This window comes from Stenotrophomonas sp. ASS1 (genome assembly GCF_004346925.1).
Taxonomy (GTDB): Bacteria; Pseudomonadota; Gammaproteobacteria; order Xanthomonadales; family Xanthomonadaceae; genus Stenotrophomonas; species Stenotrophomonas maltophilia_A.
The window spans coordinates 581,127-598,965 of sequence record NZ_CP031167.1 but is presented as its reverse complement, the minus strand read 5'-3'; the positions used below and the strand labels follow the sequence as shown (position 1 = coordinate 598,965).

Genomic DNA, 17,839 nt, shown 5'->3' with positions numbered 1-17,839 from the left:
TGAAAGGATTTTGTTATGCATGCGTGACGATTCCTCGACGCATGAAAATGCATGTAACTAGCGGTCGCGACTGGAGTTTCAAGCGCGCAAAGAAAAACCCGCCGATCAACGGCGGGTTTTTCCATACGCGATGGCATTGAGGCCTGCGCGATGCAGTGCAATCAGCCGCACCACACCCGCGCGTTGCGGAACATGCGCATCCACGGCGAGTCCCCCTGCCACTCGGCCGGAGCCCAGCTCAGGTTGAGCGCGCGCGGGGTGCGTTCCGGGTGCGGCATCATGATGGTGACGCGGCCGTCACTGCTGGTCAGGCCGGTGATGCCGTCCGGCGAACCGTTCGGGTTCAGCGGGTACTGGCTGGCGACGTTGCCATTGCCGTCGATGTAGCGCAGCGAGACGCGTGCGGCGGCCTGGTCGACGGCGTTGTCGAACACCGCCTGGCCTTCACCATGCGCCACCGCCACCTGCAGGCGCGAGCCGGCCATGCCACGCAGCAGGATCGACGGCGATTCCACCACTTCCAGCAACGCAGTGCGGGCTTCGAACTGCTCGCTGGCGTTGCGGCGGAACTGCGGCCAGTGCTCGGCACCGGGGATGATGCCCTTCAGCTGGCTCATCATCTGGCAGCCGTTGCACACGCCCAGCGCGAAGCTGTCCTCGCGGGCGAAGAACGCAGCGAAGGCATCACGCAGCGCGCTGCGCTCCAGGATCGAGGTGGCCCAGCCACGGCCGGCACCGAGCACGTCGCCGTAGCTGAAGCCACCACAGGCGACCAGGCCGGTGAAGTCCTGCAGGGCCACGCGGCCTTCGATCAGGTCGCTCATATGCACGTCGAAGGCGCGGAAGCCGGCACGTTCGAAGGCGTTGGCCATTTCAATCTGGCCGTTCACGCCCTGCTCGCGCAGCACGGCCACGCGCGGGCGCGCACCGGTGCTGATGAACGGCGCCGCCACGTCTTCGTTGAGGTCGAAGCTGAGCTTGGGCTTCAGGCCCGGCGCCGTGAAGGAACGCGCAATCTCGCGCTCGGCGTCGGCGTTGGCCGGGTTGTCGCGGCGCTTCTGCATGGCGTGGGTGACCGACCACCAGGCATCGAACAGCGCGTCCCAGCGCCACTCGGCCAGGTTCTCGCCACCCAGCGACACGCGCACCACCGGTGCGGTGGTCGGCTTGGCGATGCGCTGCGCGCATTCGGTCAGTGCATGGCGCTCAACCAAGTCGGCGAAGGCCGCACGGTCTTCGCGCGCGATCTGCACCACCGCGCCCAGCTCTTCGTTGAACAGGCTGCGGAACGGATCATCGCCCCAGGCATCGAGAGTGATGTCCAGGCCCAGGCGCGAGGTGAACGCCATTTCGCACAGCGCAGCGAAGGCACCGCCGTCGCTGCGGTCGTGGTAGGCCAGCAGCAGCCCGGACTGGCGCGCATCGCGGATCAGTTCGAAGAAGCCACGCAGGCGCTGCGGGTCGTCCAGGTCCGGAGCGGCACCGGCGAAAGCCGGCAGCTCGCCGTGGTCGGCATGCACCTGGGCCAGAATCGAACCGCCCAGGCGCTGCTTGCCGGCGCCCAGGCCGATCAGCCACAGCTCGCTTTCCACGTCGCGGTCGAGCAGCGGCGTCAGCTGCTGGCGCACGTCAGCCACCGGCGCAAACGCCGAGATCACCAGTGACACCGGCGACACGCTCTTGTGCGCTTCGCCCTGGTCGTGCCACTGCGCCTGCATCGACAGCGAGTCCTTGCCCACCGGGATGCTGATGTCCAGCTGCGGGCACAGTTCCATGCCCACCGCCTTCACCGCGTCGTACAGCAGCGCGTCTTCGCCCGGGTGGCCGGCCGCGGCCATCCAGTTCGCCGACAGCTTGATCTCATCCAGCGCATCGACCGGGGCCGCGCACAGGTTGGTCAACGCTTCGCCCACCGCCATGCGTGCCGAAGCAGCGGCGTCGAGCAGGGCCAGCGGGGTGCGCTCGCCGATCGACATCGCTTCACCGGACACGCCGTCGAAGTCGGCCAGGGTGATCGCCACGTCGGCCACCGGCAGCTGCCACGGGCCGACCATCTGTTCGCGTGCGGTCAGGCCACCGACGCTGCGGTCACCGATGGTGACCAGGAAGTTCTTTGACGCCACCGTCGGGTGCGCGAGCACGCGAAGGCCGGCTTCCTGCAGGTCCAGGCCGCCGGTCTTCAGCGCCGGCCAGCGCGGGGCCGGCGGATGCGCGGTGTCGCGGTGCATCTTCGGCGGCTTGCCGAACAGCACATCCATCGGCAGGTCGATCGGCGCATCGGCCGGGGTATGGCCCGGCACGGCACCGTAGGCCACCACCAGGTGCTCCTCGGCAGTCGCCACGCCAACCGCGGCGAACGGGCAGCGCTCGCGGGCGCACAGTGCGGCGAACTCGGCCAGGCGCTCGTGGGCCACGCCCAGCACGTAGCGTTCCTGCGACTCGTTGCACCACAGCTGCATCGGCGACAGCGACGGATCATCGGTGGGCACCTTGCCCAGATCGATGACACCGCCGACCTTGGAGTCGTGCAGCAGTTCCGGGATGGCATTGGACAGGCCACCGGCACCGACGTCGTGGAAGAACTTGATCGGGTTGTTGGCGCCCATCGCCACGCAGCGGTCGATGACCTCCTGGCAGCGACGTTCCATTTCCGGGTTGTCGCGCTGCACGCTGGCGAAGTCCAGATCCTCGGCACTTTCGCCGGAGGCCACCGAGCTGGCGGCACCGCCGCCCAGGCCGATCAGCATTGCCGGGCCACCCAGCACGATCACCGCGTCACCGGCCTGCAGCTGGATCTTGTCAACCTGCACGCGGTCGATCGCGCCGAGGCCACCGGCCAGCATGATCGGCTTGTCGTACGCGCGCACCAGATCGGCGCCTTCCGGCAGTTCGAAGCTGCGGAAGTAGCCGAGCAGGTTCGGGCGGCCGAACTCGTTGTTGAACGCGGCGCCGCCAAGCGGGCCGTCGGTCATGATTTCCAGCGCCGGTGCCATGCGCGGGTTCAGCGCGCGCGGCGCTTCCCACGGCTGCGGCAGTTCCGGAATGCGCAGGTGCGAGACCGAGAACCCGGACAGGCCCGCCTTCGGCTTGCCGCCGCGGCCGGTCGCGCCTTCGTCGCGGATCTCGCCACCGTTGCCGGTCGATGCACCCGGGAACGGCGCGATCGCGGTCGGATGGTTATGCGTTTCAACCTTGATCTGGAACGCGCTGGGCACCTGCGGCTCGCGGCGGTATTCGCCGCTGGCCGGATCCGGGCGGTAACGCGACGCCGGATGGCCTTCGATCACCGCGGCGTTGTCGCTGTACGCGCTGAGCGTGTGCTGCGGGGTCTGCTGGTGGGTGTTCTTGATCATCCGGAACAGCGAGCGGTCCTGCTCCTGGCCGTCGATGGTCCAGCTGGCGTTGAAGATCTTGTGCCGGCAGTGCTCGGAGTTGGCCTGCGCGAACATCATCAGCTCGACGTCGGACGGCGCGCGGCCGAGCGCGGTGAAGCGTTCGCGCAGGTAGTCGATCTCGTCCTGGGCCATGGCCAGGCCGAGGCGCTGGTTGGCGGCTTCCAGCTGGTCCACCGGCACGCGTTCCAGTTCACCGCGGGCCGGCGCCGAGAACAGCGCTTGGCCCTGTTCCACGGTCTCCAGCACCGACTGCGTCATCGGGTCGTGCAGCGCCTTGACCAGCGCCTGCTGGGCGGCGGCATCGGCCGGCCACCCCTGCACGTCGATGCGCAGGCCACGCTCGACCCGGCTGACCGGCTGCCCGGCACCACGGACCAGTTCGGTGGCCTTGCTCGACCACGGCGACAGCGTGCCCAGGCGCGGCACCACGATGCGGCTGACCGCGCCGTCGGCCACGGCCTCGGCCTGCGGCGCGGCTTCGAGGATGCGGCACAGGGTGGTCAGGTCGGGGGCGGCGCTGCCTTCGGGCTGCACGAAGTAGACGTGCCAGGCACCGCTGATGCGCAGGGAGGGAGCGATGGACTGCAGGCGGGATTCAAGACGTTCGCGGCGGAACGGCGACAGGGCGGGCGCGCCCTCGAGGACCATCATGTCCGGGGAACCGTAGTTGGGAAACGGGCCCGACATTGTACCGGAAGCGGGGGAAGGGCTTTGGCCGGGCGGCGCCCGGCACCCGCAGAGGCCAAGGCAACGGCAACTGCCAAAGCAAAAGCGGGGTTCCCGTGGGATGGCGGGGTGGGTCCGGTTGCGGGGGACGCCGTGAATCCGTCCATGGAGGCTCGATCGCCGCATCCATGCGGCTCACGCCCCCGCAACCGGACCCACCCCACCTTCGACAGATTTCCGCGATCTGCAGTAGATCCACGCCATGCGTGGATGCTCCCCGGTAGTGCCGGCCGCTGGCCGGCAACCAGGGAAATCTCAGAAGTCAGGCATTGAAGAGCGAAGCGAACGGCTTTTGCTTTTGATTTTTTGTTCTGTCTTCCGTGGCTGGCCGCGCAGGAACCTGTCCGTGGCCGTGCGGGTGGGCTGCGCAGGGGCGTGAGCCGCATGGATGCGGCGATCGAGCTTACATGGACGTACTTGCAGCGTCCCCTGCGCAGCCCACCCACCCGGCCAACTCTCAGAAACCCGCTTTCAGCGACCCACCCCAGCCACGAGGGGCTCCGCCGATGGCCGCCGACCGCGCACCAGCGCCGCTCTCCGCCAAATCCCCGAACCATGCACTCGCTCACGGATTGACCACACGATTGATGACAACGTTGTCCCTACCTGGCGCCGGACTCTCTCCCCGGCCTCCCAGGTACCTCCGTCCGCCCCCTCCGTCGCCTTCCCCGGCGACGCCCGGACCTGCGTCACGCGCGGCGCCATCGGGGCCCGCGCGCCCTTTGATCGGAGACTTACCCATGTACGACCCGATTGTGCGCAGTGCCGAACGTTCGACCCGAAGCTGTCGTCCCCGCCGCCTGGCCTGGCTGCTTGCCCTGGCCGCCGGTACCGCCGCCCTGCCCGGCCTGGCGCAGGCCGCCAGCTGTGCCGGGGTGGCCCAGTGGGACCAGGCCAAGATCTACCGGGCCGGCGATACCCTGCAGAAAGGAGGCGTCCTCTATCGGGCGAACCAGGACATCTGGAACGCGCCGCCGGACCATCCGGCCGGTGCGCCCTACTACACCAACCTCGGTGCCTGCGATGGCAGCGGCAGCAACCAGCCGCCGGTGGTCAGCCTGACCTCGCCGGCCAACGGCGCCACCTTCAGCGCCGGCAGCACGGTCAACGTGACCGCCAACGCCAGTGATCCGGACGGCAGCGTCGCCAAGGTCGAGTTCTTCCGCGATGGCAGCACGCTGGGCGTGGCCACCAGTGCGCCGTACGCGGCCAGCTGGGCCAATGCCAGCGCCGGCAGCCACACCCTGCGTGCAGTCGCGACCGACAACAACAACGCCACCACCAGCACCGCGACCATCACCATCACCGTCAACGCCGCCGGTGGCGATACCACCGCACCGAGCGTGCCGGGCGGGCTGGCGGTCGGCACCCGCACCGCCAACAGCATCGCGCTCAGCTGGAGCCCGTCCACCGACAACACCGGTGGCAGCGGCGTGGCCGGCTACGACGTGTACCGCAACGGCAGCCTGGTCGGTTCACCGTCCAGCGCCAGCTACATCGATGGCGGGCTGACTGCCTCCACCACCTACCGCTACCGGGTTCGTGCCCGCGACAACGCCGGCAACGCCTCGGCCCAGGGCACCGAGATCAGCGCCACTACGCTGGCCGGCGACGGCGGCACCACCGGCAAGCGGGTGATCGGTTACTTCACCCAGTGGGGCATCTACGGCCGCAACTACCGGGTCAAGAACATCGACAGCAGTGGCTCGGCCGCACGCCTGACCCACATCAACTACGCGTTCGGCAATGTGCGCAACAACCGTTGCGAAGTGGGCATCACCCAGCCGTCGGATCCGAACAGCGGTGCCGGTGGCGATGCCTTCGCCGACTACACCAAGGCCTTCAGTGCCGCCGAGAGCGTCAGCGGCAGCGCCGATACCTGGGATCAGCCGCTGCGCGGCAACTGGAACCAGCTCAAGCAGCTCAAGGCCAAGTACCCGGGCATGAAGGTGCTGATCTCGCTGGGTGGCTGGACCTGGTCGCGTGGTTTCTCCAGCGCGGCGCGTCCGGAAAACCGCCAGGCCTTCGTCGCCTCGTGCATCGACGCCTACATCAAGGGCAACCTGCCGGTGACCGACGGTGCCGGTGGCGCCGGTGCCGCACTGGGCGTGTTCGACGGCATCGACGTCGACTGGGAGTACCCGGTGGCCTGTGGTATCGAATGCGGCAAGCCGGAGGACAACGCCAACTTCACCGCGCTGATGGCCGAGTTCCGCCGCCAGCTCGATGCGGTGCGTCCGGGCCTGTTGCTGACGGTGGCGGTGGGTGCCGGCATCGACAAGATCCGCGTCACTGATCCGGCCGCGTACCACCCGTACCTGGACTACATCAACGTGATGACCTACGACTTCCACGGCGCGTGGGATGCGAAGACCAATCACCAGTCGGCGCTGTTCGATTCGCCGAATGATCCGTCCACCGGCGACCAGAAGCTCTACAACAGCAACGACGCCATCGAGGCCTTCATCAGCCGTGGCGTGCCCGCCGCCAAGCTCAACCTGGGCATCGGCTACTACGGGCGTGGCTGGACCGGTGTGACCAACGCCAACAACGGCCTGTACCAGACCGCGACCGGTGCCGCCCCGGGCACGTATGAAGCCGGCATCGAAGACTGGAAGGTGCTGAAGAACCTGGCGTGGCCGGGCTACACCGACAACACGGCCGGTGCCACCTGGATCTACAACGGCAGCACGCTGTGGAGCTTCGATACCCCGGCCAACATCACCCGCAAGATGGGCTACGTGAAGACCCAGGGCCTGGGCGGCGCGTTCGTCTGGGAGTTCAGTGGTGACGATGCACAGGGCACGCTGACCAAGGCGGTCAGTGATGGCCTGAAGTAAGAAAAAAGCCGGGGATGCGGCACGCATCCCCGGCCTCCCACCTGTAGAGGTCGGCGGCGATCAGCGCTTGGCCGACAGCTTTTCCAGCGCCGCACGCAGCTGCGCCGGCGGCAGGTAACCGCCCAGCTGGGTGCCATCCGGCGCGAAGATCGCCGGCGTGCCGTTCACGCCCAACTGCTGGCCCAGCGCGTACTGCATCGCCACCGGGTTGGTGCAGTTCTTGGCCGGCACACTGCCACCGCGCTTGGCGTTGGTCAGGGCCTGGCGGCGATCCGCTGCACACCAGACCGAAATCATGTCGGTGTAGTCCTTGCTGCCCAGGCCCATGCGCGGGAATGCCAGGTACTCGACCGAGATGCCGTTGCGGTTGAGCTCCGCGATGTCCTGATGCAGCTTGCGGCAGTAGCCGCACTCGATGTCGGTGAACACGCTGATGGTGTACTTGGCGTTGGGCGCAGCGAATACGATGCGGTCGCCGTGGTTGGCCTTGGCCAGCAGATCGCGGCGGTAGCCGAGCAGGCCCTCGCTGTTGGCCGGGCCCTTGGCACGCGTGTCGTAGGGCTGCGACTGGAACAGGTAGCGGCCATCGTCGGACACGTACAGCAACTGGCCGGAGACCACCACTTCGCGGAAGCCGGGGAACGGCGCAGCGCCGATGTAGTCCACCTGGAAGCCGGGATTCAGGGCGGTCAGCGCGGCGCGTACGGCCTGGTCGGCCGAAGCGTTGGCGGCCGGGACGGCCTTGGCCGCAGCCGCGGCGGGTGCCTTGGCGGCCGGCGGAGCCGGCTGGGCGCAGGCGGTCAGGCTGAGCGCACCGAACACGGCGGCGATGGCAAATCGGAGCATGGAGCGGTCCGCGACAGAAGAAGACCCCGGATTCTGACACAGCCGCCGCTACCGGGCCGCGACACCGCCCACCGTCCGAGGCCGGGGTTCAGGCCGCTGCTCAGCCGCGCGGATGGTGGCGCGCGTGCAGCTTCTGCAGGTGTTCGCGGGCCACCAGGGTGTAGATCTGGGTGGTCGACAGCGAGCTGTGGCCGAGCAGCATCTGCAGCGCGCGCAGGTCGGCGCCGCGGTTGAGCAGGTGGGTGGCGAAGCTGTGGCGCAGGCCATGCGGGCTGATCCGCACCGGGTCGATACCGGCCACCTGCGCGTGGCGCTTGACCAGGTGCCAGAAGGCCTGCCGGGTCAGCGCATGCAGCGTCGGCTCGACGAACAACGGCGTCTGCCCATCGGCCAGTGCCTGCACCCTGCCCCTGCCGACCAGCTGCGGCCGCGACTGCTGCAGGTAGCGTTCCAGCCAGTGCTGCGATTCCTCGCCCAGCGGCACCAGCCGCTCCTTGCTGCCCTTGCCCGTGACCCGCAGCACGCCCTGGCGCAGGTTGACTGCCGTGGCCGGCAGCAGCACCAGCTCGCTCACGCGCAGGCCGGCGGCATACATCAGCTCCAGCATGGCGCGATCGCGCAGGCCCAGCGGACTGTCGATGTCCGGCGCCGCCAGCAGTGCGTCGATCTGGCTTTCGGCCAGCGCCTTCGGCAACAGCCGCGGCAGCTTCGGCGGGTCCAGCAGTGCACTGGGGTCCTCGCTGCGTTCACCACGGCGCACGCCATCGGCGAAGAACGCGCGCAGCGCCGACAGCAGGCGCGCATTGCTGCGCGGCGACCAGCCATGCCGGGTGCGCCAGGCCAGGTAATCGAACAGCCCCGGGCGCTCGATGCCGGCCAGGCCACCGTCGCGCCCATCCATCCAGCGCGCAAGCCCTTCCAGGTCGCGCCGGTAGCTGTCGAGGGTGGCGCGGGCCAGGCCGTTCTCGGCCCAGATCGCATCGAGGAAGCGCTGGATGCGCACGCTGTCGTCGGCGCGCAGTTCGGGCAGTTGCTGCACCAGCTGGCGGCGTTCGGCGGGGGTTGAAACAAGGGCCATGGGTGCAGGATACGAGGGCCACTGCGGGCACGGCCAGCTTTGCGTATGCTCGGCGCATGTCCCGCCCCGTCACCGACACCGCCCCTGCGGCCACTACCGAAGCGCCGCGCCCACGTGCCTTGTTGGTCTGGCGCGTGCTGGCGATGGTCTACGACGCACTGCCGGTGCTGGCGCTGTGGATGCTGGCCGGCACGCTGTTCACCCTCGCCTACACCTTCAGCGGCCACGCGCAGCGCGAGAACATCGCACCGTTCAGTGCCTGGCAGTGGCTGCTGTGGGCGGTGTGCTGGGTGATCACGGGGGGGTACGCCACGGCCAGCTGGCGACGCGGCGGGCAGACGCTGGGCATGCGACCGTGGCGGCTGAAACTGCAATCGAGCGATGGCACGCCGCTGCGGCGCGGCCAACTGTGGCTGCGCTTCGCGGTGGGCTCACTGTCGCTGCTGCTGGGTGGACTGGGGTTCTGGTGGGCATGGGTCGACCGCGACCGCCTGACCTGGCACGACCGCGCCAGCGGCACCCGCCTGATGCGCATGCCGAAGCAGTGATGCACCACGTGTAGAGCCGAGCATGGGCTCGGCTCTACACGATCAACGCAGCGGTCAGCCGGCTGGCGCCGGGTCCGGCAGGATCACCGCCGGCTGCGTCCAGAGGTCGAAGAAGGCGGACGCAAACGCATTGGCCTGCACATCATCGGCCACCGGCGACTGTCCGCTCAATTGCGCACGGGTCTTCACGAACTCCTGCCACAGTTTCAGGCTGGCCTTCTTCAGGCGCTTCTGCTCGCCTGCATCGGTTGCGGCAAGGTACTGCGCGTACAGCTCGCGCATCGGTTTGCCCTGGGCCTCATAGGCCGCCGGAAGCGGCGGCAGCTGGGCGGCAGTGAAAGCCACCGATGCTGCCGGCGGCCGGTAGCCATCCGGCCCGAAAGCCTCCTTCAGCTCGTCCCCGGCATCCAGGTATTCGAAGAAGCCAGGCACGTTGTAGAGCTTGGTCCGGTAGTCGGACGAGGTATCCGGGCTGCTGGAGACCACCGTGTCAGGCAGCTCGCCCTTCAGTCCTGCGTCCCAGCGGCGCGGAATGAAGAAGCCGGTCGCCTTCACGTAGGGACCCTCGATCTCCACATCGTTCAGTTCGATCTTCGATGCCAGGTTGCCGGTATTGGTTTTGCTGGTGACGTACTGCTCGGTGACGATCACGTACTCGGCCATGGCCGGGTTGATCAGCCCACCGATCCCGTCGGCGTAGACAACCATGCGTACGCTGCCGATTTTCTCGCTCTGCAGCCGGTACTGGCCCGGCTCCAGGACCAGGGGCATGGAGGTGTGCGGCGGCAGGGTATGCACCTGCTGGTCGACCGACAAGGTCAGCGGTGCATCCGTCGGGTTGTCGATCTCGAAGTCGACGGTGGACCGGCTGCAGCCGGCAGAAAGCAGCACGGCCGCGATGTACGGCAGAAAGCGTTGGAAGCTCATGTTCGTCCTTGAAGTGAAACGGAAACAGCCGGGCCTTGCCCGGCTCCCTGGGAATCAACCTGATTTGCGCCGGAACAGCAGTCCGGACACCACCAGCATCACGATCGGTGGCAGCGCATAGGCAATGCGGTAATCGAACTTCAGCGCGCCGGCCATGCGGCCGAAGAACAGCTGCAGCAGCCAGAAGCCCAGCGCGAACAGGATGCCCAGGAACAGGCGCTTGCCCATGCCGCCGCTGCGCAGCGAACCGAACGCGAACGGCACCGCCGCCAGGCACAGCGCCAGCACGTTCAACGGGTAGAACCAGCGGCTCCAGTACACGTCCTCGAAGTCACGCGCGTCCAGCCCGTTGCGCTGCCGGTAGGTGATGCTGGTGCTCAGTTCGGCCAGGCTGAGGTTGCGCGGCTTGGCGATGCCGGTGGCCAATGCGGCCGCATCCAGCTTCGAATTCCACGGTTCGCGCGCGATTTCCTGGCGGGTCGCCGAGCGCTCGCCGAAGGTATCGCGACGTACCCCGGTCAGCACCCAGCCATCCCTGTCATGCTCGGCGGTGTCGGCATGGGTCAATGAGGCGATGCCCCCATTCTCGGCGATGCGGTACAGGCGCACGTCGCGCAGGATCAGGCGCGTGCCCTTGTCGCCGACCAGCTGCTCCTCGCCGCTCTGCGCGTTGAGGAAGGTATCGCCCTCGCGTGCCCACAGGCCCGAGTAACGGCTGGTGGCGATATCCCGCCCCCACTTGGCGCTGGACTTCAACGCATCGGCGCGGTCCTGGCCCCAGGGGCCCAGGGTCTCGGCGCTGAACACCATCACCGCGGTCAGCAGCGACAGCGCGATCGCCACTGAAACGCTCAGGCGCTTGCGCGACAGGCCCAGCGCTCGCAGCGCGGTCAGCTCCGAGGTCGCCGCCAGCTGGCCCAGGCCCATCAGTGCACCGATCACCGCGGCGGTGGGGAACATGGTGTAGGCGCGGCGTGGCACCGTGTACAGCACCCATGCGGCGGCATGGCCCAGCGTGTAGCCGTTCTTGCCGATGTCCTTGAACTCGCCGGAGAACGCCATCACCACGTCCAGGCCAACCAGCACGGCCCAGGTCAGCAGCACCGTGGTGAACACCGACCGGCCCAGGTACAGGTCGAAACGCATCGGGCGCAGCCTCATGCGCGGGCTCCCTTCGAGCGGCCCAGGCGGCCATCACGTGCATACATCCAGATTGCCAGCGCCAGCAACGGCAGGGTCAACCACCACAGGCCGAGCGCTGGGGGGATCTTGCCGTTGGCGATCCAGCCGCTGCCGATGAACATCAGATTGGTACCGACCATGTAGGCCATCAGCGCCAGCATCATGCGGCCGTAGCGCTGCTGGCGCGGCGAGCTGCGGCCCAGCGGCACGGTCAGCAGGGCGAACGCCAGCGCGATCAGCGGCGGCGCCAGGCGGCGGTGCAGCTGCGCCTGCGCCTGCGGACGCTCATCGCCGATCAGCTGCAGGGTCGGCATCAGTTCCGGGTCATCCTCGGTGCGGGTCTGCGCGCCATCGGGCAGGGCCACGTCATTGCGGGCGAAGGTCGCCAGGCGGTAGTCCAGGCCACCAGCCACCGGCCCTTCCACCTGGTGGCCGTCATCCAGCTCCAGGAAGCGCTGACGGGTGCCCTCGAAGAACATGCGGCCGCCATTGGCCGACACCACCTCCAGGCGGTCATCCTTCTGGCGCTGCAGGAACACCTTGCCCAGCTGGGTGCCATCGGGCGAGATCGAGGACAGGTAGACCACGCCGCCGTTGGGCAGCGGGGTGAAGCGGCCCGGCTCCAGACCGGCCATCAGCACGCTGCGGTTGGCCTCGATGATCATCTGCTCGGCCACCCGGCCGGCCCACGGGCCCAGCCACAGCGAGCAGGCGCCCACCAGTGCCACCACCGGCACCACCAGCATCAGCAGTGGCCGCAGCAGTCGCTTGGGGCCGACACCAATGGCGGTGATCACTGCCATTTCCGAGTCGCGGTACAGGCGGGCGATGGCCAGCAGCAGGCCCAGCATCAGCGCCAGCGGCAGGATCAGCGGCAGGTAGGCGATGAACTGCAGGCCCAGCTGCGAGAACAGCAGCTTGGCCGGCAGGCGCCCGTCGGCGATGTTGCCGAGGATGTCCACCAGCACGCCGCCCACGCTGACCACCAGCAGGACGATCAGGGTAGCCAGGAAACTCTGGACGAAATCGCCCAGCAGGTATCGGTCGAGCTTCAGCATGGGGCGGTGGTTTAAACTCTGGGGTTCGTTCGCGGTGCCGCCCAGTCTACTGTCTGGGCGTAAACGGCCTGCGATTGTACGGACTCGCCAATGGAATCTGCTCAATGGCCCTCGAATTCACCCTGAACCACGTTGCTCCGGCCGCCGCCACCGTCGATTGCCTGGTGGTTGGCGCGTATGCCGACCATACCCTGACCCCGGCCGCACAGGCCCTGGACGCCGCCAGCGGTGGCCGCCTGGCCGCCCTGGCCCAGCGCGGCGACCTGTCCGGCAAGACCGGCGCCACCACCCTGCTGCACGACCTGCCGGGCGTGACCGCCCCGCGCGTGCTGGTGGTCGGCCTGGGCGAAGCCGCCCGCTTCGGCGTGCCGCAGTACCTGAAGGCCGTCGGCGACGCCGTGCGCGCGCTGAAGGCCGGTGCTGCCCGCAGCGCACTGTTCACCCTGTCCGAAGTGGCGGTGAAGGACCGCGACGCGGCCTGGGCGATCCGCCAGGCGGTGATCGCCGCCGATCATGCCGCGTACCGCTACACCGCCACCCTGGGCAAGAAGAAGGCCGACGACGCCGGCCTGGCCCAGCTGGCCATCGCCGGTGACGACGCGCAGGCCCTGGCCCAGGGCCAGGCCATCGCCGCCGGTGTCGAGTTCGCCCGCGAACTGGGCAACCTGCCGCCGAACTACTGCACCCCGGCCCATCTGGCCGAGGTCGGCGTGAAGTTCGCCGGCGAGCACGACGGTGCCGAAGCCGAGATCCTCGACGAGCACCAGATGGAAGCACTGGGCATGGGCTCGCTGCTGGCCGTGGCCCGTGGTTCGGCCAACCGCCCGCGCCTGGTCGTGCTGAAGTGGAGCAATGGCGGCGACGCCAAGCCGTACGTGCTGGTCGGCAAGGGCATCACCTTCGATACCGGTGGCGTCAACCTGAAGACCCAGGGCGGCATCGAAGAGATGAAGTACGACATGTGCGGTGGCGCCAACGTCATCGGCACCTTCGTCGCTGCGGTCAAGGCCAAGCTGCCGCTGAACCTGGTGGTGGTGGTGCCGGCGGTGGAAAACGCCATCGACGGCAACGCCTACCGTCCGTCCGACGTGATCACCTCGATGTCGGGCAAGACCATCGAAGTGGGCAACACCGACGCCGAAGGCCGCCTGATCCTGTGCGACGCGCTGACCTACGCGCAGCGCTTCGAGCCGGCCGCGCTGGTCGACGTCGCCACCCTGACCGGTGCCTGCATGGTCGCCCTGGGCCACCAGACCGCCGGCCTGATGAGCAAGCACGACGACCTGGCCAACGAGCTGCTGGCCGCCGGCGAGCAGGTGTTCGACCGCGCCTGGCGCCTGCCGCTGTGGGACGAATACCAGCCGATGCTGGATTCGACCTTCGCCGACGTCTACAACATCGGCGGCCGCTGGGCCGGCGCGATCACCGCTGGCTGCTTCCTGTCGCGCTTCGCCGAAGGCCAGCGCTGGGCCCACCTGGACATCGCCGGCGTGGCCAGCGATGAAGGCAAGCGTGGCATGGCCACCGGCCGCCCGGTCGGCCTGCTGAGCCAGTGGCTGCTGGACCAGGCCGCCCGCGCCTGATGCCGTACCCGACCCTGGCCGGCCCCGCCGGCCAGGGCCTCGCCCGGCACTGCCGGGCCCCTGCCTGACCCGGACCCTGCCATGCCCCGCGCCGACTTCTACCTGATCGCCAAGCCCCGCTTCCTGACCGAGCCGTTGCGCCTGGTCTGCGAGCTGGCGCGCAAGGCCAACGACGCCGGGTTGTTCACCCTGGTGCTGGCCCGCGACCAGGCCCAGGCCGAGGAGCTGGACGAACTGCTGTGGGCGTTCGACAACGATGCCTACATCCCGCACCAGATCGCCGGCGAGGACATGGACGAGGAAGAAGCCCTGGTGCTGATCGCCGTGCCGGGCACCGAGGCACCGGCGCGCCCGCTGGTGATCAACCTGCGTGATGAACCCTGGCTGGGCGAGTGCGAGCGCGTGCTGGAAGTGGTTCCGGCCGACCCGGAAGCGCGCGAACCGCTGCGCGAACGCTGGCGCCAGTACAAGACCGCCGGTTACGACCTGAACAAGCACGACATGTAAGTCCAGCGAGGACCCCTTGATGCGCCTGTTGATCGCCCTGATTCTTCCCTGGCTGTCCTTCTTCACCATCGGCCGGCCGTTTGCCGGCATTGTCTGCCTGATCCTGCAGATCACCCTGATCGGCTGGCTGCCCGCCGCCATCTGGGCCGCCTACGCGGTCAGCCAGTACCACACCGACCAGAAGATCCGGCGCGCCCTCGGGCCGCGCTGATCTCCCTTCCGCCTTGATTACCGGTTCCCCCGCATGACCCAACTCGCCTCCAGTTACGACCCGAAGTCCTTCGAGACCAACCTCTACGAGGCCTGGGAGAAGGCCGGCCACTTCAAGCCGTCCGGCACGGGCGAGCCTTACACCATCCTGCTGCCGCCGCCGAACGTGACCGGCACCCTGCACATGGGCCACGCCTTCCAGCAGACCCTGATGGACGCGCTGGTGCGCTACCACCGCATGCGTGGCTACGACACGCTGTGGCAGGTCGGTACCGATCATGCCGGCATCGCCACCGAAATGGTGGTCAGCCGCAACCTGGCGCTGGAAGGCAAGGGCGAGACCCGCGATTCGCTGGGCCGCGAAGGCTTCATCGGCAAGGTCTGGGAGTGGAAGCAGCAGTCCGGCGACACCATCGAACGCCAGATGCGCCGCCTCGGCACCTCCGCCGACTGGTCGCGCAGCACCTTCACCATGGACCCGCAGCCGTCGGCGGCGGTCAACGAGGCCTTCGTGCGCTGGTACGAGCAGGGCCTGATCTACCGCGGCCAGCGCCTGGTCAACTGGGACCCGGTGCTGAAGACCGCCATTTCCGACCTGGAAGTGGAAAGCGCCGAGGAAGACGGCTTCCTGTGGTCGATCGCCTACACGCTGGATGAGGGCCTGAGCTACGAACACGTCGAGCGCGATGCCGACGGCGTGGAAACCCTGCGCGAAACCCGCGACTACCTGGTTGTCGCCACCACCCGCCCGGAAACCCTGCTGGGCGATACCGCGGTGATGGTGCACCCGGAAGACGCGCGTTATGCGCACCTGATCGGCAAGAGCGTGGTGCTGCCGCTGACCGGCCGCCGCGTCCCGGTGATCGCCGATGACTACGTGGACCGTGCGTTCGGCACCGGCGTGGTCAAGGTCACCCCGGCGCACGATTTCAACGACTACGAAGTGGGTGTGCGCCACAGCCTGCCGATGATCAACCTGTTCACCCCGGTGGCGGCGCTGAACGAAAACGCGCCGGAGCGCTTCCAGGGCCTGGACCGCTACGCCGCGCGCAAGGCCGTGCTGGCCGAGCTGGAAGACCTGGGCATCCTGGTCGAGACCAAGGCGCACAAGCTGCAGGTGCCGCGCGGCGACCGTACCGGCCAGGTGATCGAGCCGTACCTGACCGACCAGTGGTTCGTGAAGATGGACGACCTGGCCAAGCGTGGCCTGGAGCTGGTCGAAGACGGCAGCATTTCCTTCGTGCCGCCGAACTGGATCAACACCTACCGTCACTGGATGAACAACATCCAGGACTGGTGCATCAGCCGCCAGCTGTGGTGGGGCCACCGCATTCCGGCGTGGTTCGACGAAGCCACCGGCAGCTGCTACGTCGGTCGCAGCGAAGAGGAAGTGCGGGCGAAGCACAACCTGGGCAGCGACGTGGTGCTGAACCAGGAAAGCGACGTGCTGGAGACCTGGTTCTCCTCGCAGCTGTGGCCGTTCTCCACCCTGGGCTGGCCGAACGAACAGGCCATGGCCGAGCGCGGCTTCGACCGCTACCTGCCGTCGTCGGTGCTGATCACCGGCTTCGACATCATCTTCTTCTGGGTGGCGCGCATGATCATGGCCACCGACAACCTGGTCGGGAAGATCCCGTTCAAGGACGTCTACTTCACCGGCCTGATCCGCGACGGCCAGGGCCAGAAGATGTCCAAGAGCAAGGGCAACGTGCTCGATCCGCTGGACATCATCGACGGCATCACCATCGACGATCTGGTCGCCAAGCGCACCGGCGGCCTGATGCAGCCGAAGATGGTGGAGAAGATCGAGAAGGCCACCCGCAAGGAATTCCCGGACGGCATTGCTGCCCACGGTGCCGATGCGCTGCGCTTCACCATCGCCGCGCTGGCCACCCACGGCCGCGACATCAAGTTCGACATGAACCGCGCCGAGGGCTACAAGAACTTCTGCAACAAGCTGTGGAACGCCAGCCGCTTCACCCTGATGAACACCGAGGGTGCAACGTTCACCGGCGTGCCGACGCCGCGCACCGATGCCGAGCGCTGGATCCTTGCGCGCCTGGCGGCGGTGTCCACCGAGGCGCAGGGCCACTACGCCAACTACCGCTTCGACCTGCTGGCGCAGTGCCTGTACGAGTTCGCCTGGAACGAGTTCTGCGACTGGTTCCTGGAGCTGAGCAAGCCGGCACTGAATGGTGCCGATGCCGCCGACGCCGAAAGCACCCGCCACACTCTGCTGTACGTGCTGGAAGCGCTGCTGCGCCTGCTGCACCCGCTCACGCCGTTCATCACCGAACAGCTGTGGCAGCAGCTGGCCCCGCGCCTGGGCCTGGCCGAAACCACGCTGTCGCTGCGTCCGTACCCGACCGCCGCCGAGTTCGAAGGCGATTTCGCCCAGGCCGAGGCCGACGTGGAATGGCTGAAGGCCGTGATCAGTGCCGTGCGCCGCGTGCGCAGTGAGCTGAACGTCGCGCCGTCCAAGCTGGTGCCGCTGCGCCTGCAGGCCGGTCTGGAGCAGGACCGCGTGCGCATCGAACGTTTCAGCGCCTCGCTGTCGTTCCTGCTCAAGCTGGACAGCATCCAGTGGCTGGCTGAAGGCGAAAGTGCACCGCCGGCTGCCGCCGCGATCGTCGGTGAACTGAAGCTGCTGGTGCCGCTGGAAGGCCTGGTCGATCTCGATGCCGAGCGTGCCCGCCTGGACAAGGAGATCAAGCGCGTGGAAGGCGAGCAGGAGAAGAGCGAAACCAAGCTGGCCAAGTTCACCGACAAGGTGCCGCCGGCGGTGGTCGAGCAGGAGCGCGTGCGCCTGGTCGACTGGAACACCCAGCTGGCCGGCCTGCGCGAGCAGCGCGCGAAGCTGTAAGTGCAGGGAAACGCCGGGTACTGCCCGGCGTTTCCTTTTGTAGAGTCGAGCCGTGCTCGACTCATGACAGCAGTCG

Annotated in this window: 12 protein-coding genes; 6 read left to right on the top strand and 6 right to left on the bottom strand. The window is 68.0% G+C overall.

What is annotated here, in order from left to right; genetic code table 11:
• Nucleotides 1–161: 161 nt before the first annotated feature.
• Complete coding sequence (gene purL, locus MG068_RS02750) at nucleotides 162–4,046, bottom strand: phosphoribosylformylglycinamidine synthase (protein ID WP_132809152.1); 3,885 nt, start codon at nucleotides 4,044–4,046, stop codon at nucleotides 162–164.
• A gap of 815 nt (nucleotides 4,047–4,861) precedes the next feature.
• On the opposite strand from purL, the gene MG068_RS02745 reads away from it, so the two are divergent.
• On the top strand, nucleotides 4,862–6,961 hold the full coding sequence (locus MG068_RS02745; RefSeq protein ID WP_049424946.1) for a glycosyl hydrolase family 18 protein: 2,100 nt from the start codon (nucleotides 4,862–4,864) through the stop codon (nucleotides 6,959–6,961).
• 60 nt (nucleotides 6,962–7,021) lie between these two features.
• Here the strand turns inward: MG068_RS02745 and MG068_RS02740 are convergent, their stop codons facing one another.
• Both MG068_RS02740 and xerD read right to left on the bottom strand, forming a co-directional pair.
• Nucleotides 7,022–7,807: a DsbC family protein gene (locus tag MG068_RS02740; protein WP_132809150.1), complete on the bottom strand. Its 786-nt coding sequence runs from the start codon at nucleotides 7,805–7,807 to the stop codon at nucleotides 7,022–7,024.
• A 100-nt stretch (nucleotides 7,808–7,907) separates the two neighbouring features.
• Nucleotides 7,908–8,885, bottom strand: coding sequence for a site-specific tyrosine recombinase XerD (gene xerD / locus MG068_RS02735; protein WP_110710998.1), 978 nt, complete (start codon nucleotides 8,883–8,885; stop codon nucleotides 7,908–7,910).
• 56 nt (nucleotides 8,886–8,941) lie between these two features.
• Here xerD and MG068_RS02730 point away from each other — a divergent pair, with 56 nt between their 5' ends.
• Nucleotides 8,942–9,433 carry an RDD family protein gene (locus tag MG068_RS02730; protein ID WP_132809148.1) on the top strand — a complete coding sequence of 164 codons (492 nt, stop codon included), beginning with the start codon at nucleotides 8,942–8,944 and terminating at the stop codon, nucleotides 9,431–9,433.
• 54 nt (nucleotides 9,434–9,487) lie between these two features.
• Here MG068_RS02730 and MG068_RS02725 read toward each other — a convergent pair whose 3' ends face one another.
• The 3 genes from MG068_RS02725 to lptF are packed head-to-tail and all read right to left on the bottom strand — an operon-like array spanning nucleotide 9,488 to nucleotide 12,600.
• Complete coding sequence (locus MG068_RS02725) at nucleotides 9,488–10,360, bottom strand: hypothetical protein (protein WP_132809146.1); 873 nt, start codon at nucleotides 10,358–10,360, stop codon at nucleotides 9,488–9,490.
• 54 nt (nucleotides 10,361–10,414) lie between these two features.
• Nucleotides 10,415–11,521 carry an LPS export ABC transporter permease LptG gene (lptG, locus tag MG068_RS02720; protein ID WP_132809145.1) on the bottom strand — a complete coding sequence of 369 codons (1,107 nt, stop codon included), beginning with the start codon at nucleotides 11,519–11,521 and terminating at the stop codon, nucleotides 10,415–10,417.
• The gene (lptF, locus tag MG068_RS02715; RefSeq protein ID WP_100437851.1) at nucleotides 11,518–12,600 is read right to left on the bottom strand and encodes an LPS export ABC transporter permease LptF; all 1,083 of its coding nucleotides are present in this window, start codon (nucleotides 12,598–12,600) and stop codon (nucleotides 11,518–11,520) included. The genes lptG and lptF overlap by 4 nt, the downstream gene beginning before the upstream one ends.
• A 104-nt stretch (nucleotides 12,601–12,704) precedes the next feature.
• Here lptF and MG068_RS02710 point away from each other — a divergent pair, with 104 nt between their 5' ends.
• The 4 genes from MG068_RS02710 to MG068_RS02695 all read left to right on the top strand — a co-directional run bounded on the left by MG068_RS02710 (nucleotide 12,705) and on the right by MG068_RS02695 (nucleotide 17,763).
• Nucleotides 12,705–14,183 carry a leucyl aminopeptidase gene (locus tag MG068_RS02710; RefSeq protein WP_132809143.1) on the top strand — a complete coding sequence of 493 codons (1,479 nt, stop codon included), beginning with the start codon at nucleotides 12,705–12,707 and terminating at the stop codon, nucleotides 14,181–14,183.
• A gap of 81 nt (nucleotides 14,184–14,264) precedes the next feature.
• Nucleotides 14,265–14,690 (top strand): DNA polymerase III subunit chi, encoded by a 426-nt coding sequence (locus MG068_RS02705; protein WP_032128006.1) that lies wholly within the window; start codon nucleotides 14,265–14,267, stop codon nucleotides 14,688–14,690.
• Nucleotides 14,691–14,709: 19 nt separating this feature from the next.
• Entirely contained in the window at nucleotides 14,710–14,901 is a 192-nt protein-coding gene (locus MG068_RS02700) for a YqaE/Pmp3 family membrane protein (protein ID WP_012510005.1), read from the top strand.
• A 33-nt stretch (nucleotides 14,902–14,934) separates the two neighbouring features.
• On the top strand, nucleotides 14,935–17,763 hold the full coding sequence (locus MG068_RS02695; RefSeq protein ID WP_132809141.1) for a valine--tRNA ligase: 2,829 nt from the start codon (nucleotides 14,935–14,937) through the stop codon (nucleotides 17,761–17,763).
• The last annotated feature ends 76 nt before the right edge of the window (nucleotides 17,764–17,839 follow it).